The sequence below is a fragment of the Opitutus terrae PB90-1 genome (assembly GCF_000019965.1).
Classification (GTDB): domain Bacteria; phylum Verrucomicrobiota; class Verrucomicrobiia; order Opitutales; family Opitutaceae; genus Opitutus; species Opitutus terrae.
On the sequence record NC_010571.1, the window covers coordinates 5,282,861 to 5,300,795 of the forward strand.

General features: G+C 66.4%; 13 protein-coding genes. 9 read left to right on the plus strand and 4 right to left on the minus strand.

The annotated features are described in order from the left end of the window. The first annotated feature begins 6 nt into the window (after window positions 1-6). From OTER_RS20590 to OTER_RS20610, 5 genes are all read left to right on the plus strand, one after another. Window positions 7-222, plus strand: coding sequence for a hypothetical protein (locus tag OTER_RS20590; RefSeq protein WP_012376880.1), 216 nt, complete (start codon window positions 7-9; stop codon window positions 220-222). Window positions 223-232: 10 nt separating this feature from the next. After that, window positions 233-823 (plus strand): c-type cytochrome, encoded by a 591-nt coding sequence (locus OTER_RS20595; protein ID WP_012376881.1) that lies wholly within the window; start codon window positions 233-235, stop codon window positions 821-823. Window positions 824-993: 170 nt separating this feature from the next. Beyond that, window positions 994-2,520, plus strand: a complete 1,527-nt coding sequence (ccoG, locus tag OTER_RS20600) for a cytochrome c oxidase accessory protein CcoG (RefSeq protein WP_044892770.1) — start codon at window positions 994-996, stop codon at window positions 2,518-2,520. Window positions 2,521-2,743: 223 nt separating this feature from the next. Beyond that, window positions 2,744-3,490, plus strand: coding sequence for a sulfite exporter TauE/SafE family protein (locus OTER_RS20605; RefSeq protein WP_202796003.1), 747 nt, complete (start codon window positions 2,744-2,746; stop codon window positions 3,488-3,490). A 1-nt stretch (window position 3,491) separates the two neighbouring features. After that, the gene (locus OTER_RS20610) at window positions 3,492-6,005 is read left to right on the plus strand and encodes a heavy metal translocating P-type ATPase (protein ID WP_012376884.1); all 2,514 of its coding nucleotides are present in this window, start codon (window positions 3,492-3,494) and stop codon (window positions 6,003-6,005) included. 287 nt (window positions 6,006-6,292) lie between these two features. Here the strand turns inward: OTER_RS20610 and OTER_RS24570 are convergent, their stop codons facing one another. Next, window positions 6,293-6,748 carry a universal stress protein gene (locus OTER_RS24570; protein WP_158305495.1) on the minus strand — a complete coding sequence of 152 codons (456 nt, stop codon included), beginning with the start codon at window positions 6,746-6,748 and terminating at the stop codon, window positions 6,293-6,295. 133 nt (window positions 6,749-6,881) lie between these two features. On the opposite strand from OTER_RS24570, the gene OTER_RS24575 reads away from it, so the two are divergent. Continuing rightward, window positions 6,882-8,171 carry an aminopeptidase P N-terminal domain-containing protein gene (locus tag OTER_RS24575; protein ID WP_012376886.1) on the plus strand — a complete coding sequence of 430 codons (1,290 nt, stop codon included), beginning with the start codon at window positions 6,882-6,884 and terminating at the stop codon, window positions 8,169-8,171. 8 nt (window positions 8,172-8,179) lie between these two features. Here the strand turns inward: OTER_RS24575 and OTER_RS20625 are convergent, their stop codons facing one another. From OTER_RS20625 to OTER_RS20635, 3 genes are read right to left on the minus strand one after another with little or no spacing between them, the layout of a single operon-like run. Further along, entirely contained in the window at window positions 8,180-10,471 is a 2,292-nt protein-coding gene (locus OTER_RS20625) for a glycoside hydrolase family 2 protein (RefSeq protein ID WP_012376887.1), read from the minus strand. Beyond that, entirely contained in the window at window positions 10,468-11,508 is a 1,041-nt protein-coding gene (locus OTER_RS20630; RefSeq protein ID WP_012376888.1) for a carbohydrate kinase family protein, read from the minus strand. Before OTER_RS20630 ends, OTER_RS20625 begins: the two co-directional genes overlap by 4 nt. Before the next feature lie 3 nt (window positions 11,509-11,511). After that, window positions 11,512-12,528 carry a beta/alpha barrel domain-containing protein gene (locus OTER_RS20635; RefSeq protein ID WP_012376889.1) on the minus strand — a complete coding sequence of 339 codons (1,017 nt, stop codon included), beginning with the start codon at window positions 12,526-12,528 and terminating at the stop codon, window positions 11,512-11,514. A gap of 157 nt (window positions 12,529-12,685) precedes the next feature. Between OTER_RS20635 and OTER_RS20640 the strand changes: the two genes are divergently transcribed. The 3 genes from OTER_RS20640 (at window position 12,686) to OTER_RS20650 (ending at window position 17,769) form a co-directional block, all read left to right on the plus strand. Next, window positions 12,686-12,922: a hypothetical protein gene (locus tag OTER_RS20640; protein ID WP_012376890.1), complete on the plus strand. Its 237-nt coding sequence runs from the start codon at window positions 12,686-12,688 to the stop codon at window positions 12,920-12,922. 199 nt (window positions 12,923-13,121) lie between these two features. Beyond that, window positions 13,122-15,920 carry a pyruvate, phosphate dikinase gene (gene ppdK / locus OTER_RS20645; RefSeq protein WP_012376891.1) on the plus strand — a complete coding sequence of 933 codons (2,799 nt, stop codon included), beginning with the start codon at window positions 13,122-13,124 and terminating at the stop codon, window positions 15,918-15,920. Window positions 15,921-16,359: 439 nt separating this feature from the next. Next, window positions 16,360-17,769 carry a pectinesterase family protein gene (locus tag OTER_RS20650; protein WP_012376892.1) on the plus strand — a complete coding sequence of 470 codons (1,410 nt, stop codon included), beginning with the start codon at window positions 16,360-16,362 and terminating at the stop codon, window positions 17,767-17,769. Window positions 17,770-17,935 lie beyond the last annotated feature (166 nt).

Genomic DNA, 17,935 nt, shown 5'->3' on the forward strand with positions numbered 1-17,935 from the left:
TCCTCCATGTTCAAACGCCTCCCGCTCGAAGAACACACCACCGCCTGCCTGACGATCGCGTTCGTGACCGCGGTGACGATCTTCTTCGGCTTCGCGTGGCGCGCACTCCGCATGAGCCGCGCGCAGGTCGACCGGTTCGCCCAGCTGCCGTTCGCTCCGGAAACCAGCGACCAACCGGCCGCACCGGATCCCGCCGCCAACCCAACCACGCCTCGCACCTAATTTCTTCCCCATGTCCCAGACTCAACCACCGCCCTCTTCCCCTCCCCACGAGGATCAGGTCCGCGACCACACGTTCGACGGCATCCAGGAATACGACAAGCGCCTGCCCAATTGGTGGCTCGCGACCTTCTACGGTGCGATGGTGTTTTGGGTCGGCTTCTGGTTCTACTACGAACGCGCTCATCTCGGCCCCAGCAATGCGGAGCGACTCGAACAGCAGATGGCCGTGATCGAAGCCGCAAGACTCGCCGCCGCACCCGCACTCGATGATGCGAGCCTCTGGAAAATGAGTCGTAACGCCGTCTTCATCGACGCCGGTCGCGCGACCTTCGCGTCCACCTGCGCCAGCTGTCACTCCGCCAAGCTGACCGGCGGCATCGGGCCCAACCTCGTCGACCAGCTTTGGATTCACGGCGGCAAGCCCAGCGAGGTTTATCAAACCATCACCGACGGCGTGCTCGTGAAAGGCATGCCCGCCTGGGGTCCGGTGCTCGGCACGAAGAAAGTCTCCGAGCTCGCCGCGTTCATCCTGAGCCATCACCAGGAAAACGAGCCGATCGAGAAACAGGAGGCGTGGATTCCCATCGCTCCCGCGTCGTGAGATGATTGCCCCGCAATTGCGCCCGCCGTCAGGTGGCGCCCGGCGTCCCTGCCGGGCGGTTCGTGATCGGGGTGGCCCCGGGCGTCCCTGCCGGGCTGCGCGATGCGCCAACGCACTCGTGCCTGCCGGGCACGGCCAGCTCCACCTCGGCGACTGATCGCCGCGTCGTCATGTCCGCCACCCTTCCCCCGCATCCGCCAAGCGCGCGCTCTCCGGTTCCGTCGCTGGACTCCGTCACCACGATCCGCGCCGACGGCTCGCGTCCGTTTCTGTATCCGAGCGACAGCCACGGCCGCTTCACCACGGCCCGGCGCTGGTCGGCCTATCTGCTGATCGCGGTCTACCTCGCGCTGCCATGGATTCCAGTCAACGGTTACCCGGCCGTTTTCCTGGATATCGCCGAGCGTCGCTTCCATCTGTTCGGCGTCACGCTCGCGGCGCAGGACCTGTGGCTGCTGTTCTTCCTGATCACGGGCGTGGGGTTCGCGTTGATCTTCGTCACGGCGCTGCTGGGCCGAGTCTGGTGCGGTTGGGCGTGCCCGCACACCGTCTTCCTCGATCACGTGTACCGATGGATCGAACGCTGGATCGACGGCGACGCGCCGCAACGTCGTGCGCTCGCCGCGGCCCCGGTAGGTTTCAAGAAACTCGTCAAGCGCATCACCAAACACGCGCTCTACTTCCTCGTCTCCGCGGTCATCGCCCACCTGTTTCTCGCCTACTTCGTTTCGATTCCGGAAGTATGGTCGATGGTCCGCGCGGATCCGTTGCAGCATTGGGGTGCGTTCGTCTTCATGATGGTCGCGACGGGCACGCTGCACTTCAACTTCGCCTGGTTCCGCGAACAGCTCTGCATCGTGCTCTGTCCGTATGGCCGCATGCAGTCGGCCATGATCGACGACCACACCCTCGTGATCGGCTACGACTGGATGCGGGGCGAGCCGCGTGGCAAACGCCACGCGCCCACGCACGCAGTCGCCGCGCAATTCCGCGCGCCCGCGCTCACGGAGGGCTTGCCGCCTGGTCCGTCCACCACCCCGGGCGATTGTGTGGACTGCTTCCGCTGCGTGCACGTCTGCCCGACCGGCATCGACATCCGCCAAGGGCTGCAGCTCGAGTGCATCGGCTGCACCGCCTGCATTGACGCGTGCGACGACGTCATGACCCGGCTGCACCGGCCCAAGGGGCTCATCCGCTACGCCTCACAAAACGCGTTTTCCGGCAAACCGACCCGCTGGTTCCGCCCGCGCACGATCCTCTACGCCGTCCTGCTGGCCATCGGCGCTGGCGTCGCCGGCACCGCCCTCTCCACGGTTCGGCCCGCGAATCTCAGCGTCACGCGCATCACGGGCGCGCCCTACATCGTGGACGTCGCCAGCGTCCGCAATCAGTTCTTCGTCCGGCTGGTCAACAAGCGCAACGAGCCCGTCGCACTGCAGCTCCAAATCACCGACGTCCCTGCCGGCGTGCGGCAGAATGGTTTCACGGCACCGATCGAGATCCAGCCGCTCGGGGAAATCGTCCAGCCGCTCGTGCTCCAGCAGCCACGGCATGACTACACCGGACCGTTCCATTTCGCGATTCAGGTCCGTGACGCGCGCAACACGTTCACGCTTTCCCGGGCTCTGGAGTTCCTCGGCCCCGAGGCCCGGCTTCTGCGTGAAGAAGAAGCGGAGGCCGCCCGTGGGACCAAGTAGCCGTGGCCAGTGGAGCCCGGCGTCCCCGCCGGACTCGAGCGCGCGGCACCTTTCCCGGGACAAACGCGTGCGGTCCACACCACCTGCTTCCCGCGTCTGGCTGTGGATCGTCGCGGCCTTTGCGCTTCAGCTCGCCGCGTGGGCAACCTGGTTCGTCATCGCTTCACAACACCGCGTCGCCGAAGTGCCGCTGGAAACAGCCGGAGGCAATAAGCGCTAGGCGGTGAGCCACGACCCTCTCCCGCAGCTGCCCGCCGCCTTCATGGATCTCGCCGCGATCAACTCTCCCGCCACCGCCCTCGTCGCCGGACTCGTCACGAGCCTGCATTGCGCCGGCATGTGCGGCCCGCTGGCGTGCGCGCTGATGCCGGTCCGCAGCTCGACGGGTCAGCCCGGAGCGGATCCATCGACCGTCAGCACCACGTATCATCTCGCGCGACTGACCAGCTACACGCTGCTGGGGGCGGTTGCCGGCGGACTCGGCGGACTGCCGCTCAGCTTCGTCTCGAGTTCGGCGCTGCGGTGGGCGCCCTGGGTGCTGGTCGCATTCTTCCTCGCGATGGCTTTTCGGCTCGATCGGCTGCTGCCGAAGCCGGCGTTTCTCGGCCGGTTCTCGCTGCACCTCGGCCGCTGGACTCAGGGGCGCTCGCGGGTGCAGGCCGCCGCTGCCGTGGGCTTCGCCACGCCGCTGCTGCCTTGTGGCCCGCTCTATTTCGTCATCGCGCTCGCGTTGATGACCGGCTCGGCATTGCGCGGCATCGAGTTCATGCTCGCGTTCGGACTCGGCACCGTGCCGCTGCTCTGGCTCGCGCAGTCACAATTCCAATGGGTGCGCCAAAAACTTTCGCCGCTGTGGCTCAACCGCGTCCGGATCTCGCTCGCGCTGATCACCGCCGTCACCCTCAGCTGGCGCTTGCGCGGTACGCTCGGGTTCGCCGGGCCCGATCCGGCGAACTTCATCTGCCATTGAGATGAGCAGCGGAACGATCGATGGCGCCGCGGCGCCACCCCCGCGGCCGAACGCGCCGCGCCGCCCTGCCAAACCCACCTGCGCCCACTGCGGCGCCCCGCTGGTGGACGTGCGTATGCAGGAATCCGGTTTCTGCTGCTCGGGTTGCGCCTACGTTTACCGGCTCGTGCACGAACACGGGCTCGCCGGCTACTACAACATCAAGGACGAGATCACCGCACCGGCGGACGATTCCGTTTTCGAACCGCGCGACTTCTCGTGGCTCGCGTCCGCGCAGCGCGAAGCCGAGGCAGCCGCTGGAGCCGCGACGCCCTCGTCGCGGCCTACCCCGCTCCCCCCCGAACTCACCCTCGATGTCCAAGGCATCTCCTGCGCCGGCTGCGTCTGGCTGATCGAAAAGGTTTTCGCGCAGCAGCCCGGCGCGCGCGACATCGAGGCCAACGCCCAACTCGGCCAGCTCCAGATCCGCTGGATCCCCCCCAAATTCTCGGTGGTGGAGTTTGCGCGCAAGCTGCAGTCGTTCGGCTACCTGCTCGGCCCCGCCGGCGACACGGGCGGCGTGCCGGAAAGCCGCGGGCTGGTGAAACGGATCGGGCTCTGCGCCGCGTTCGCGATGAACGTGATGCTGTTCGCCTTCCCGGCCTACTTCGGCATGGAACCGTCGTTCGAATACGCGCGGCTGTTCGGACTGCTCACCCTCGCCTTCGGCACGCTGAGCTTTCTCGTCGGTGGCGTGTATTTCGTCGGCCGCGCCTTCCGTGCGCTGCGCGAGGGCGCGATGCACATCGATCTGCCGATCGCGCTCGGCATTCTCGGCGCCTATGGCGGATCACTCTACGGCTGGTTCGCAAGGGAGGAACGTTTCGTCTACTTCGACTTCGTCGCGACGTTCATCCTGCTGATGCTCGTTGGCCGCTGGGCGCAAGTCGCCGCCGTGGAACGCAACCAGCGGCGACTGCTCAGCCAGCAGCCCAAGCCGCAGCGCGTCGCGCTCGTCGTCGGCGGCGAATTGCCGCCGGAGCAACTGCAGGCAGGTCAGGACTACTTCGCCGCCGCGGGGCAGGTGGTGCCAGTTGAGTCACGGTTGATCTCCGCGGAAGCCGCGTTCTCACTTGCCTCGATCACGGGCGAGCCGGAGCCGCGTAGCTTTCTCGCCGGACAACGCGTGCCGGCGGGAGCCATCAACGTGAGCCGCACGCGCGCGGAACTCTCCGCGACGCAGCCGTGGGCCGACTCGCTCCTTGCTCAGCTGTTGCAGCCGCACGTTCGCGCCGGGGCGCGCCACGCGTTGCTCGAGGCGATCGTACGCGGTTACCTCATCGCGATCATCGTGCTCGCCGTCGGCGCGGGAATCGCGTGGTGGATGATTTCGCACGACGCGCTGCGTACCTGGTCCGTCGTCACCGCCGTGCTGGTCGTTTCCTGTCCCTGCGCGATCGGCCTCGCGTTCCCGCTGGCCGACGAGATCGCCACCGTGGCCCTGCGTCGCCGCGGCGTGTTTGTGCGCAACGGTGATCTCTGGCCGCGGCTCGGTCGGGTGCGCAAGCTGGTCTTCGACAAGACCGGCACGCTCACGCTCGAGATGCCCGTGCTCCTCAACCCCGACGCGCTGCGCTCGCTCGACGCCGAGGCCCGCTCCGCGCTCCACGCGCTCGTGCGCGACAACCCGCACCCGGTCAGCCAGTGCCTTCTCGCCAACCTGCTCTCGCTCCCGTCCTTCGGCTCCGAAAAGAGTAACCCATTAGGTTACTCTTCGACGGACGCGTTTCCCGAAATCCGCGAGACCATCAGCCAAGGCGTGGAGTTCGTGCAACGTGGCCACCGCTGGTCGTTGGGCCGGGTTGGCTGGCGATCGCCCGTCGCCGTGGAAGAACGGGATGAAGAAAAGAGTAACCCATTAGGTTACTCTTCGTCGCGCGGCTACGACACGGAACTGGCGGTCGACGGTCATATGCTCGCGCGGTTTCAGTTCGCCGACATGGCGCGACCCGATGCGCGCGCCGAAATTGCGGCGCTGCAGGCTGCCGGCGCCGCCGTGTTCATCCTGAGCGGCGACCGGCCGGAGAAAGTTTCGGCCCTCGCCAAGGAACTTGGGCTGCCGGCGGCGCACGCCCTCGGCCACCTGACGCCGCAGGAGAAGGCGACGTGGATCGAAGCCCATGGTCGCGACGAGACCCTCATGCTCGGCGATGGCGCCAACGACAGCCTCGCGTTCGATCAAGCCCTTTGCCGCGGCACTCCGGTTATTCACCGCGGCATCCTCGCGCCGAAATCCGACTTCTACTATCTCGGCCGCGGCATCGCCGGCGTCCGTGCGCTGTTCGCTGTCAACGCACTGCGCCGCCGCACCCAGATCATCATTCTGCTCTTTTCGGTGCTCTACAATGCCCTCGCCGTCGGACTCGCGCTCGCCGGTCACATGAACCCGCTCGTGGCCGCGATCCTGATGCCGGCCAACTCGCTGCTGACGCTGGCACTCGTGACCGGCGGAATGCGCCGCGCGTTCGCGCGGTAGCTGGTCGGCTCGCGGTCCGACCCGCTCTCTCGCCGCCGGGCGTGCCCCTCGTTCTCGTAATCGTTCTCTTGCTGGTTCTCCGCGGCGATCGGCCGTTGCGGGAGGAGAGAACGAGAAAGAGAACGATTACGAGAACGGGCACGATTATGCCGAACCGAGCGTCACGGGCGCGTTGGCGGGCAATCGTGCTCGCGCGCGGCGGCGCTCGCTGTTTTTGGGCAAAAAAAAAGAGCGCCGGCCCCCGCCGGCGCTCCCACACACATTTCCCTTTCCACTAACCAAAGTCGTTATTTCTTCCGTCCCTTCTTTTTCGCGGCCGGGACGATGACCACCGGACAAGTCGCGCGGAGCAACACGCCGTGCGTGGTGCTGCCGACCAGCAGATCGTAAAACGCCGTGTGCCCATGCGAGCCCATCACGATGTAGTCTGCCTGCGTCTTCTCCGCTTGCTTCAGGATGTTCGTCACCGGCGTGCCCGTTAACTGCAGCGTTTCGGTTTCGATTCCTTGGGCTGTCAAAGATTCCTCCAAGCGAGCCAACTGCTTGGCCGCCGCCTTCTCACCGACCAGAACGATCTCGCCGATGTTTTCCATGAACGGGCCGTATTCGCTGGTGATCACCGGCGGCTGCAACACGTTCAGTAACACGATCCGGCCACCAGTCGCCTTAGCGAGGGCGATTGCCTGGGATACTACGGAATTGGTGATTCCGGAGAAGTCCACAGGGGTGAGGACCGTCGTCACGCCTGCACTGTGCCAGATATGCTCAGCAGTGACTACGCGCAGATTGGCGTAACATGGGCACATTTTGACTGTCGCGGCTCATGACGGAAACCGAGGCTGGCGAAAGTGCTCCGGCTCCGTTCTGGTGTGACGCATGCAAGCGTGTCTGTCCCAACGCCGCACCCGCCTCGCCGCCGCACTCCCGATAGAAGGCGCGATTCTACTGGTGGGTGCCGGCCAGCCCGTGCCCCTGCCGGAAGGCAGCGACCAGACCTATCCCTTCCGCTCCCACGCCGAATACTACTATCTCACGGCCGAGGAATGCGTCGGCGGCGTAGTGGCGTTTGATCCGTGTGAAGCGAACGCCAGTGCCCCGGACGCAGGTTGGATGTTCTTCGTGCCGGAAGTCACCGAAGGCGAGCGGGTCTGGGAAGGCCGGCAGCAGCGGCCGGGCACTCCGCTCTCACAGTTTCCCGACTGGCTCGCCGCCCGGCGCGGCCGTCCGGTCGCGATGCTGGGCGCACCGCTGGAAGGCATCGCCGCCGACGCGCGGCTCACGGCGGCCGTCCGCGAGCAGTTCACGCACGCGCGCCGGCCGAAGGACGCCTGCGAGCTCGCCGTGCTCCGTCGCGGCGCCCTCGCCACCGCCGCCGGGTACGCGAAGTTGCGCGAACACCTCCGCGCTGGCGTGACGGAGCGCGCGCTGCAGATCGAACTCGAGGCCGGGTTCTTCCGCCACGGCGGCACACGCACCGGCTATGGGACGATCGTCGGCAGCGGGCCCAATGCCGCGGTGCTGCATTTCGAGCCCACGGACCGCGCCGCCCGCGAGGGCGAGTTTGTACTCGTTGACGCCGGCGCCGAGGTGGACCGCTACGTCACGGACGTGACGCGGACCTACGTCGTCGGGCAGCCGTCCGCGTTTCAACGCGACCTTTACCAAATCGTGCTGGCGGCCGAGCAGCGCGCGGTCAGCCGCTGCCGGCCGGGCGTCGAGTGGCGCGAACTGCACCTCGAGACCGCCGTCCAACTCACCGCCGGTCTGGTCGAACTCGGGGTCATGCGCGGCGCACCCGAGTCGCTCGTCGAGCAGGAGGCGCACACGCTGTTCTTTCCCCATGGACTCGGCCACATGGTCGGGCTCGGCGTCCGCGACGGCAGCGGCCTGTTTCCCGGTCGGGCCAAGGATCCGCGCCCCAGCCTGCGCACGTTGCGGATGGACCTGCCGCTGGCGCGCGGCTACGTCGTGACCGTCGAGCCGGGGCTGTATTTCATTCCCGCGCTACTCAACGATCCGGTGCGGCGCGAACGCTTCCGCGATTGCGTGAACTGGTCCGTCGCCGAAGAGCATCTCGCCCTCGGCGGCGTGCGGATCGAGGACAACGTGGCCGTGACCGACGGCGAGCCCGAGATTCTCACCGCTGCGATTCCGAAGACGTTGTAGCTCCACCTTCAGAAGTTCGTCGCGCCCTGCGGTACGACGACGTCACGCTTGGTCTCCTCGCCGCGTGCCTTGATCAACGTGTAGGAGGTGTTCCATCCCGGCTGTGCGGCGACTTCCAGTCGGAGCGTGAATCGCGGCCCGGCCCACTCTGGCAGGGTAAACTCCAGACAAGGTCCGCGCTGATTCTGATTCGGCTCAAGCTCAGTGGTGGCCCAGCTGCCGAGCCGCTGGCGCGCCCCATCGCTTTCGAGCCATGCGACGATCTCGACGCCGGGCCCAACATCTGGTCCGTCGTGCAGGAGCCACAACTCCGGATCGAAAACCTCGCCCGGCGACCAGGAAAACTTCCGGACCCTCGCGCTCGCCAGCGTGGGCCGGCACGCTTCACCCACGGCGACCAGCGCCGGCTTCGGCTCGCACGGCCAGGCGACGAGACTGTTGTTCGCCGCGCCCGGCCAGGGCTCGTTGAAACACCAGTTCAGCGCCATGCTCGCCACCGGCTTCTGCCGCCGTGCTTCTTCGAACATCCCCCGCAGCCCTTCGCTTTGCAGCAACTGCGCCCGCTCGACGAGTTGCTCAAGCGAATCGCTCGGGCCGAAGTAGTGTTCGATCTCCTCGAGATAGAGATGGCTCGAGGGCAGCCACGCACCAAACGCGTGATGCGTCTCCCACGCGGTGCCGGCACGCGGCGGCCAGAGCTCGTCGCCCGGCAGGATCCGCCGAAGCGTGTCCGCCGAGGGCGTCGCCGGACAGCCGAACTCGGTATAGGCCGTGCAACGCGCAGCCTGAAACATCTCCCAACCTTCACGGCCCGTGATCGGGTCGCGGAAAACATAATGCCCGTGTCCCACGCCTTCCACGGGCGACGACGCGAGGAACGGCCGCGCCGGATCGAGCTCGTAGCAATTCCGATTCAGCAACCGCAGCGCCCGCGATTGGTCAGTCATGCCGGACCACGAATTGAAAAGCTCGTTGCCGCCGCACCAGAGCACGACCGCCGCATGCGGGCGCAAGCGCACGATCAAGCTGCGCGACTCGCGATCCAACTCCACGAGATAGTCGCGCGTGTCAGGATAGCGATTACACGCCAGCGGGAACTCCTGCCACACCATGATCCCGAGTTCGTCGCAGAGTTCGTAGAACAGATCCTGCGGCGCCGCCGCTCCACCCCACATCCGCAGCAGGTTGAAGTTCGCTCCGCGCGCGAGCGTCAGCTGCGCCTTCAATCGCTCCGCGGTCACCGCGCCTGGAAAGATGTCCGGGCCAACCCAGTTCGAACCCTTCGCAAAAGTCGCCCGCCCGTTGATCTCGAGCGTCACCGGCGGATAGCTGCGTGACTTGGGAAAGTCCGTCGGGCCAGGATGTTTCCACTGGTCCGGCGCCATCACTAGCCGCACACGCCGAAAACCCACTCTCGCCTCGATGCGATCGACGACCGTGCCGCCCGGGCCGATCAATTCCACGCGACTGGCATAGAGTATCGGCGTGCCCTGATCGTGCGGCCACCACAGCAAAACCTTCGCCAGCGAAAACGGCAGCGCTGCGCGCGTGACGCCGTTCTCCAACAGAAGCTCTTGCTGCAGCGCTGCGGATCCGTCCGGCGCCGTGAGCGTCCATCGGATTCTCCAACCCGGCCCGACCGTTGCGCGGTTCAACCTCACCTCGACCGCGCCGCGGGCGACCGTCAGGTCATCGCTCAGCTCGTAGTTCACGTGCGGCGGCTCCGCGAAGTGCACCGCCGGCCGCACGTCGAGATAGGCCTCGCGCCAGATCCCGAGCGGGATCAGCCGCGGATGAAAATCCCAGCCATAGCTGACCGCGGGCTTGCACGTCGCGTCCGCCTGCGTCCGATCCCGCGGCTCCGGCCGCGACTTCGGCGCAGGGGCCAGATGGACGGTCACGACCGAGCCCGCGCGCAGCCGGCCCGTGACGTCGCACGCGATCGGCGTCTGCATCCCGGCGAACGCACACAGCTGCCGGCCGTCGAGTCCGATCTCACCCGCGTAGTCGATGCCTTCGAAAACCAAATACAGCCGCTCGCCCTCGCCCATCAGCGGCACGCCGTCGATCGTCGAACGGTAGGTCCAGTACGATTCGTCGAGATCTGCCCACTGCTTCACGTTGTCGCCTACTGTGTAGTCATGCAGGCCCGTCGCTCGCGCCCAGTCGAGCTGCACGGCTCCAGGCACATGCGCGGGCACCCAGCGCGTCGGCGGCGTGGCGGCATCGACCTGCCGGCCGAGCTGGAAGAGCAACGGATAGCGCCGGCGGCACGGAACCATGGGAGTGGAGCGGCTCATTGTGGCAGAGGCTGAAAGCCAAACCGTTCGGCGAGCTGGAGGCATTCCGACACCGGCCGCACGCCGTTCGAGCACGTCGCGTCGAACAGCGAGCTCGCCGCGACCGCCACGCCGAGCCGCAGCGCGGCCGCGATGTCTGCGTTCTCATGGAGCCCGTAGAGCACGCCGGCCGCCAGCGCATCGCCGGCACCTGCGGCTCCCCGAATCGCTTCCGACGGTACGCGCACGCTCGGCTGCCAGCAACACTCGCCCGCGGCGCTCGCCGCAAAAACCGCCGTCGGAAAATGGAGGATGACCCATTGCCGCACGCCGAATCCAAGTAGCGCCTGCGCCGCCCGCTCGACCGCGGCACGCCGGATCACACCGCCATCGTGTAGCGCGATCCCGGTCAGCTTCTCCGCCTCGAAATCGTTCGCGAACAACACATCGACCTCCGGCAGCACCGGTTTCACCACGCTCTCGAATCGTGCGCTCGCCTCGCTCACGCAGTCCAGCGAGGTCAGGAGCCCCGCACTATGCGCCTGCCGGAACACCTCGGTCGCGTGCGGTCGGCCGTCGACCGGCTCGTCGAGCGCATCGAGCAACAGCAGATAGCCGAGGTGAAAGATCTTCGCGTTCGTCGTCCGAAAATCGAAATGCTCAGGTGCCAGCCGCGCGTTGGCGCCGCGTTGGTAGAAAAACGTCCGCCGGCCCGTCGCGCGCTCGGTCATCACGTCGCAATACGCCGTCGGCGTGTCCGCGATCTTCCGCAACTGGCGCGTGTCGATCCGATGTTGCCGGCAATCCGCCAGGATCCGCTCGCCGTCGGCATCGTCGCCGACCAGCCCGATCCCGCTCAGCGGAAACGTTGCGCCCATCCGCGCCAGATCCTTCAGTACGTTGTACGGCGCTCCCCCATTGTCCCACGTCTCGGATTCGATCCGCGCCAGCGCATCCTGCGCCGGCCAGCAGTTCAGAATCTTCACGTGATCCACCAGCCAGTTGCCGCCGGCCAGCACACCGGACCGGGCGGAATTCGAAGCCGTGGGCAGCGTCATGGCTCAGCGCGGCTTCCGGGCCACGGGCGTCCGTTGCAGGTCGCGCGCAAGCGGCCGGTGCGGTTTCACCCCGAGCTTCGCGAGCTCGCCATGATACGCCCGCACTGCTTCGGCCGGCTCGATCTCGCCGTCCACGATTCGTCGCAGGAACGCGACAAACGTCAGCGGATGCTCGGAAAGGTTGATCTTGCGCCCGAACAGCGCCACGCGCGCGCCGTGGTGCTGCGCATCGTGGATGAGCTGGAACGCATCGCGCGTCGTCCCGGCGCCGCCACCCAGGATCCCGACGATCAGATTCGGATCATACGCCACCAGCTCCTCGAGCGCCGCGGGACCATTGTAGGGAATCTTCAGGAACAACGGCCGGGCCGCCGTCGGCACGCCGGCGAGCACGCGAATGATGTGGTCGTTCAGAAACTCGCCGATCTGGTCGACTCGCACCGTCCCCACGTTCGGATTGAACACCTCGAGAAAGTAACGGAAGCGTTTCTGCTCCGCCTCGATCCGAAATTCCCGAAACGCCTCCACGGTCTCGAGATCGCGTTCCACCTCGTTGGTGAACGTCAGCGAATACAGCCCGAGATCCGCGCCGGTCACCGGTTCGCCGGCCGTGGAGCCAAGCCGCCCGTGCAGGATGTGCTCGATGGCCGCCGTGCGAAACGGCCGCGACGGCCGCTGCGGATAAACGCCGCCGCGGACCATCCAGATGTCCGTCGTGTCGTTGGCACGCGCCGCGGGCGTTACGGGCGAGTCCGCGAAAAGCCGTTCCTTGATCGCCAGTTGCTCCAGGTTCGAAACCGACAGCAACATGATGTCCACCAAACGCTCCCGCACGATCTCCCGGATCTGCATCCGGTAATCTTCCAGCGACCGCCAGCGGCCCGAGGCGTGCGGGCCTGGCGTCGTCACGCCGAACGCCATGTCGCCGTCCTTCGCGTCGGCGAGGATGAAATCCCGCCGCGTGGCGGTGCCCGCCCGCAGGCGGCGGAGTTTTTCGTCCAGTGTCTTGCTGACCGGCATGGTGGGGAGCGGCGGCGCCGCTGGCCTCCATGGGTGCACCGATCCAGCAGCCTCGTCGAGCCAGCAAACGGCCGGGTTTCCCCGAGCCCGCCGCCGGCGCCTACTGCCGCAATTTTCCATGGACAAAACGCCCCCGGGTGAGTCTGTTGTTTCCCCCATGTCTCAGCCCGCCGAGAAGTTCGTCACCCCCGTGAGTCTGATCGTCGATGCCGTGCTCGTGAGCGCGTTCTTCGTTTTCATGTTCTTCGTGCTGCGTTCGCACGTGCCCTCCGAGGATCCGCGCATGGTGGCGCTCTGGTCGGCGCTCGGTTCGTCTTGCCTGTCGGGCGTATTCTGGCTCGCCGTGCAGATGTTCCGGGTGGTGCTGCGGTTCCAGCGCGCCAGCCGCCGCTGATTGCCGCGGCCGGCAGGACGCCGGCGGTGGGGCGCCGCCCCCACGCCAGCCGCCGAAACCGGTCAGTGACCGGGTTGGCGCGATTTACCTCTAGCGCCGCGCCCTTGAGCGGTTGACACCCCTAACCGCCCGGCTATCCCCTAGCGCTTTGCGCCTCGTGACGCGCGTTGTGTTTCCCAACTCAGATCACCCTCAAAACATGGCCGTTAAATCCAAAGCGAAAAAGCCCGCGAAGAAGTCCAAATCTTCCGCCGCGGTAAAGAAAAGCCCCGCCGCCAAGGCGACCAAATACGTCTACCTGTTCGGCAAGAAAACCGACGGCAATGGCACGATGAAGCCCCTGCTGGGCGGCAAGGGCGCCAACCTCGCCGAGATGTGCCGGATCGGCCTGCCGGTGCCTCCCGGCTTCACCATCACCACCGAAGTCTGCACGTACTACTACGCCAACAAGCGCACCTATCCGGCCGCGCTCCGCAGCCAGATGGAAGCCGGCATCGCCTCGATCGAGGCCCAGACCGGCATGAAGTTCGGTGATTTGGAAAACCCGCTGCTCGTCTCGGTCCGCTCCGGCGCCCGCGACTCGATGCCGGGCATGATGGACACGATTTTGAACCTCGGCCTCAACGATCAGACGGTCGAGGCGCTGGCGAAGAAGACCAACAACGCGCGCTTCGCCTGGGACTGCTACCGCCGGTTCGTGCAAATGTACGGTGACGTCGTGCTCGGCGTGCAGAAGCGCCCCAACGAGGATCACGAGCCGTTCGAGACGGTCATCGGCACGCTCAAGGACGAGCGCTACGGCAATCACGAGATCGAGGACACGAAGCTCACGGTCGAGGATCTGAAAGAGCTCGTTCTTCGCTTCAAGAAGCTGGTGCTCGAACGCGCCGGCAAGGATTTCCCTTCGAGCCCGTGGGACCAGCTCGTCGGCGCCGCCGGCGCCGTGTTTGGTTCCTGGATGAACGACCGTGCGATCGTCTACCGCCGCAAATACAACATCCCCACCGAATGGGGCACCGCGGTCAACGTGCAGGCGATGGTGTATGGCAACACCGGTGACAACTCCGGTTCCGGCGTCGCGTTCACGCGCAATCCCGCCAACGGCACGAAGGAATTCTACGGCGAGTTCCTGATCAACGCGCAGGGCGAGGACGTCGTCGCCGGCGTCCGCACGCCCGAGCCCGTCGCCCAGCTGAAGAATCACCTGCCGGGCGCCTACCACGAACTGGAGCGGATCCGCGCCACGCTGGAGAAGCACTTCAAGGACGTGCAGGACTTCGAGTTCACGATCCAGGAGAAGAAGGTCTACATGCTCCAGACGCGGAACGGCAAACGCACCGCGATGGCCGCGCTCAAATTCTCCATCGATATGGTGAAGGAGAAGCTGATCGACTGGCAGACCGCGATCCTGCGCAACCCCGCCGATCAGCTCGACCAGCTGCTCGCCCCGGTGTTCGACCTCGCCGAGGTCAAGAAGGCGGCCGTCATCGCGACCGGCCTGCCCGCTGGCCCGGGCGCCGCGTCCGGCAAGGTTTATCTCAACGCCGACCGCGCCGTCGCCGCCGCCGAGAAGGGCGAAAAGGTCCTCCTCGTCCGCATCGAAACGTCCCCCGAAGATCTTCGCGGCATGATCGCCGCCGAGGGCATCCTCACCGCGCGCGGTGGCGTTTCCTCGCACGCCGCGTTGGTCGCCCGCCAGATGGGCAAGGTCTGCGTCTGCGGCGCGTCCGCGCTCGTGATCGACTACGACAAGAAGACGATCACCGTCAGCGGCCAGACGTTCAACGAGGGCGATTACCTCTCGATCGACGGCACCGCCGGCAACGTCTACGCGGGCCAGATCGCTACCGCGCCGTCTGAGATCATCGCGGGCCTCGTTCACAATGACACCGCCGCGCAAGCGACGGAGAAGTTCAAGAGCTTCACGCAGCTGATGAAGTGGTGCGCGCAGGCCACCCGGCTGCAGGTCCGCACCAACGCCGACACGCCGGAGCAAACCCGCGTGGCCGTCGCGTTCGGCGCGACGGGCATCGGCCTCACCCGCACGGAACACATGTTCTTCGAGGGGAACCGCATTGACGCGATGCGCGAAATGATCCTCGCCGACTCGCTCGAGGACCGGCAGGCGGCACTCGCCAAGCTGCTGCCGTTCCAGCGCGACGACTTCTACGGAATCTTCAAGGCGCTGAAGGGCTTCCCGGCCACGGTCCGGTTCCTCGATCCGCCGCTGCACGAATTCCTGCCGAACTCGAAGGAGCAGCAGATGGACCTCGCCCGGAAGATGAACATTCCGGTCGAGAAGATCATGCAGCGCGTGCACGAACTCCACGAGTTCAACCCGATGCTCGGCTTCCGTGGCTGCCGCCTCGGCATCAAGTATCCGGAAATCACCGCCATGCAGGCGCGCGCCGTGCTCGAGGCCGCCGCCCAGGCGCAGAAGGACGGCTTCAAGCCGAAGCCGGAAATCATGATCCCGCTCGTCGGCTTCAAGAAGGAGCTCGATCTGCAGGTCGCGATCGTGCACGAGGTCGCCGCTGCGGTGCAGGCCGAGAAGAAGGTAAAGATCAACTACACGGTCGGCACAATGATCGAAGTTCCACGCGGTGCGCTCACCGCCGACGAGATCGCGCAGACCGCGCAGTTCTTCAGCTTCGGCACCAACGATCTCACGCAGACCTGCCTCGGCATGTCGCGCGACGACTCGGGCTCGTTCCTCGGCGCCTATCAGGAGTCCGAGATCATGAAGAAGAATCCGTTCGCCTCGATCGACCAGACGGGCGTCGGCCAGCTGATGGGCATCGCCATCCAGAAGGGCCGCCAGACCCGGCCGGACATCAAGCTCGGCATCTGCGGTGAGCACGGCGGCGATCCGGACTCGGTGAAGTTCTGCCACAAGCTGGGCCTCACCTACGTGTCCTGCTCGCCTTACCGCGTGCCGGTGGCGCGTCTCGCCGCCGCCCAGGCCGCGGTGACCGAGGCCAAGGCCGCCAAGAAGTAATCGTAGCGGAACGCGTGAGCGTTTCGCTGCTGAAACGTTCGACTCTCAGCCCCGCGCCCTCACCGGCGCGGGGCTTTTGTTTGTCGCGGCGGCGGCGTGTGGTCACGAGAGACAACGCCAGCGGCAGCGATGAAGGGCACGTTCTGGAGACGCGACGCCCTCGTCGCGTCATACCCGCTCCGCACGCATTCACGCAACGACGGCGTCGCCGCTCCATCAGGTGACCCCATGATCCTGTCCTGATCGCCGCCGAGGCCCGACCTGCATCCTGGCACCATCCTGGCACTTGACCTCCGAGAAGCCTCTCGCGGGCGAATTGCGCATCTCGCGTGGCACCCGATGGCCGAACGAGAGGCCACCGTCACTCAACGATGCGTTGCGCGTCGACGTTGCGCGCCGGCGCCCGTCCCGATAACCTGCTCACCACTGATCGCGAACCATGCGCTCCTCCTCACTCGGCCTCGCCGCCTTCTTTCTCAGCGCGCAGCTCGCGGCCTTCCTCCTCGCCGCCGCGCCAGCGGGTCCCGCACCGCTCCCAATCGCGCCTGATATCGTCGTCGCCGCCGACGGCTCAGCCGGCTTTCGCTCGATCCAAGCCGCGCTCGAATCGCTTCCGAAAGACAATCGCGAGCGTCGCGTGATCCTCGTGCGCAATGGGGTCTACCACGAGAAAGTCCGCATCGATGCGCCCTTCGTCACGTTGCGCGGGGAGAGCCGGCAGGGCGCGCGGATCGAATACGCGCAAGCCGCCGACGCGTTCCACAAGCAGCACGACAGCGTCGGACTCGCGGTCGTGAACATCACCGCGCCCGCGCACGATTTCGTACTCGAGAACCTCACGGTCAAAAACACGCACGGCGTCATCGGCCCGCACGCGTTCGCCGTCTTCGGGCTTGCGGACAAGACGGTGATCGTCGACTGCGACGTGCTCAGCCAGGGTGCCGACACGCTGGCGCTCTGGCGTGGCCGCAATCAAAACGCCGGCGCCACCGCCGGCACGCCCGGTCTCGAAGCCGGCGGCCGCAGCTACCAGGCACGGCTGAACATCTGCGGTTCGGTCGATTTCGTCTGCCCGCGCGGCTGGAGCTACCTGGCCGACTCGACGATCACGCAGGTCAACCCGAACGCGACGGCCGCGATCTGGCACGATGGTTCCAAGGATCCCGACATGAAATTCGTCCTGCGCGGTTGCCGGTTCGATGGCCCGCCGGAATGGATTCTTTCCCGTCACCACCGCGATGCGCAGTATTTTCTGGTCGATTGCACGTTCTCTGAACGGATGCGCGATCGGAAACCGTATCGCGTCATCTATCCACTCGACGGCGGCACGCCGAGCGAGGCGGATCTTGCGCGCAATCGGGAGCTCGATCCGGTGAACCGCTGGGGTGAGCGGGTCTACTATTTCAACTGCCATCGCGACGGCGGCGACTACACGTGGCACGCGGACAATCTCGCCGCCGCGCCGGGCGCGCCCGCGCCGCGCGAGATCACGCCGCGCTGGACGTTCGCCGGCACATGGGATCCGGAGCGCACCGACCAGCCCGCCGTGTGCATGATCCAGCCGATCGCCGGCGGATTCCGGCTGCGGTTCACGGAAAGTGTCACGGTGAAAGGCCGGCCCCGGCTTGAACTGCAGCACGGCGCCAAGGCCGACTACGTGTCCGGTAGCGGTAGCTCGGCGCTCCAATTCGCGATCAACGATTCCTCCGCGCCCGTTCAGCTCGATTTCACCGAAGGCGTGATTCTTGCGACGGAAGCGACGGCGACGCTGCGCCTCGCTTCGCCGAGCCTCCCGCGCGCCGACGCTTCCTGCGTCGCGAAAACAGATCGCCGCCGGCGGGAACGCTAGAGACGGCGACAGACTCCAGTCGAGAACCACCCAAGGTAGGGCGCTCACTCCGTGAGCGCCGCGAGCGACCAGCCACTTTCCGGCGGGCAGCGGAATGCCCGCCCTACCCTTTAGAACGCGGCTCGAGAGGGCGTTATGGCCGCGAGACAGATGCGGACTTCCTTTC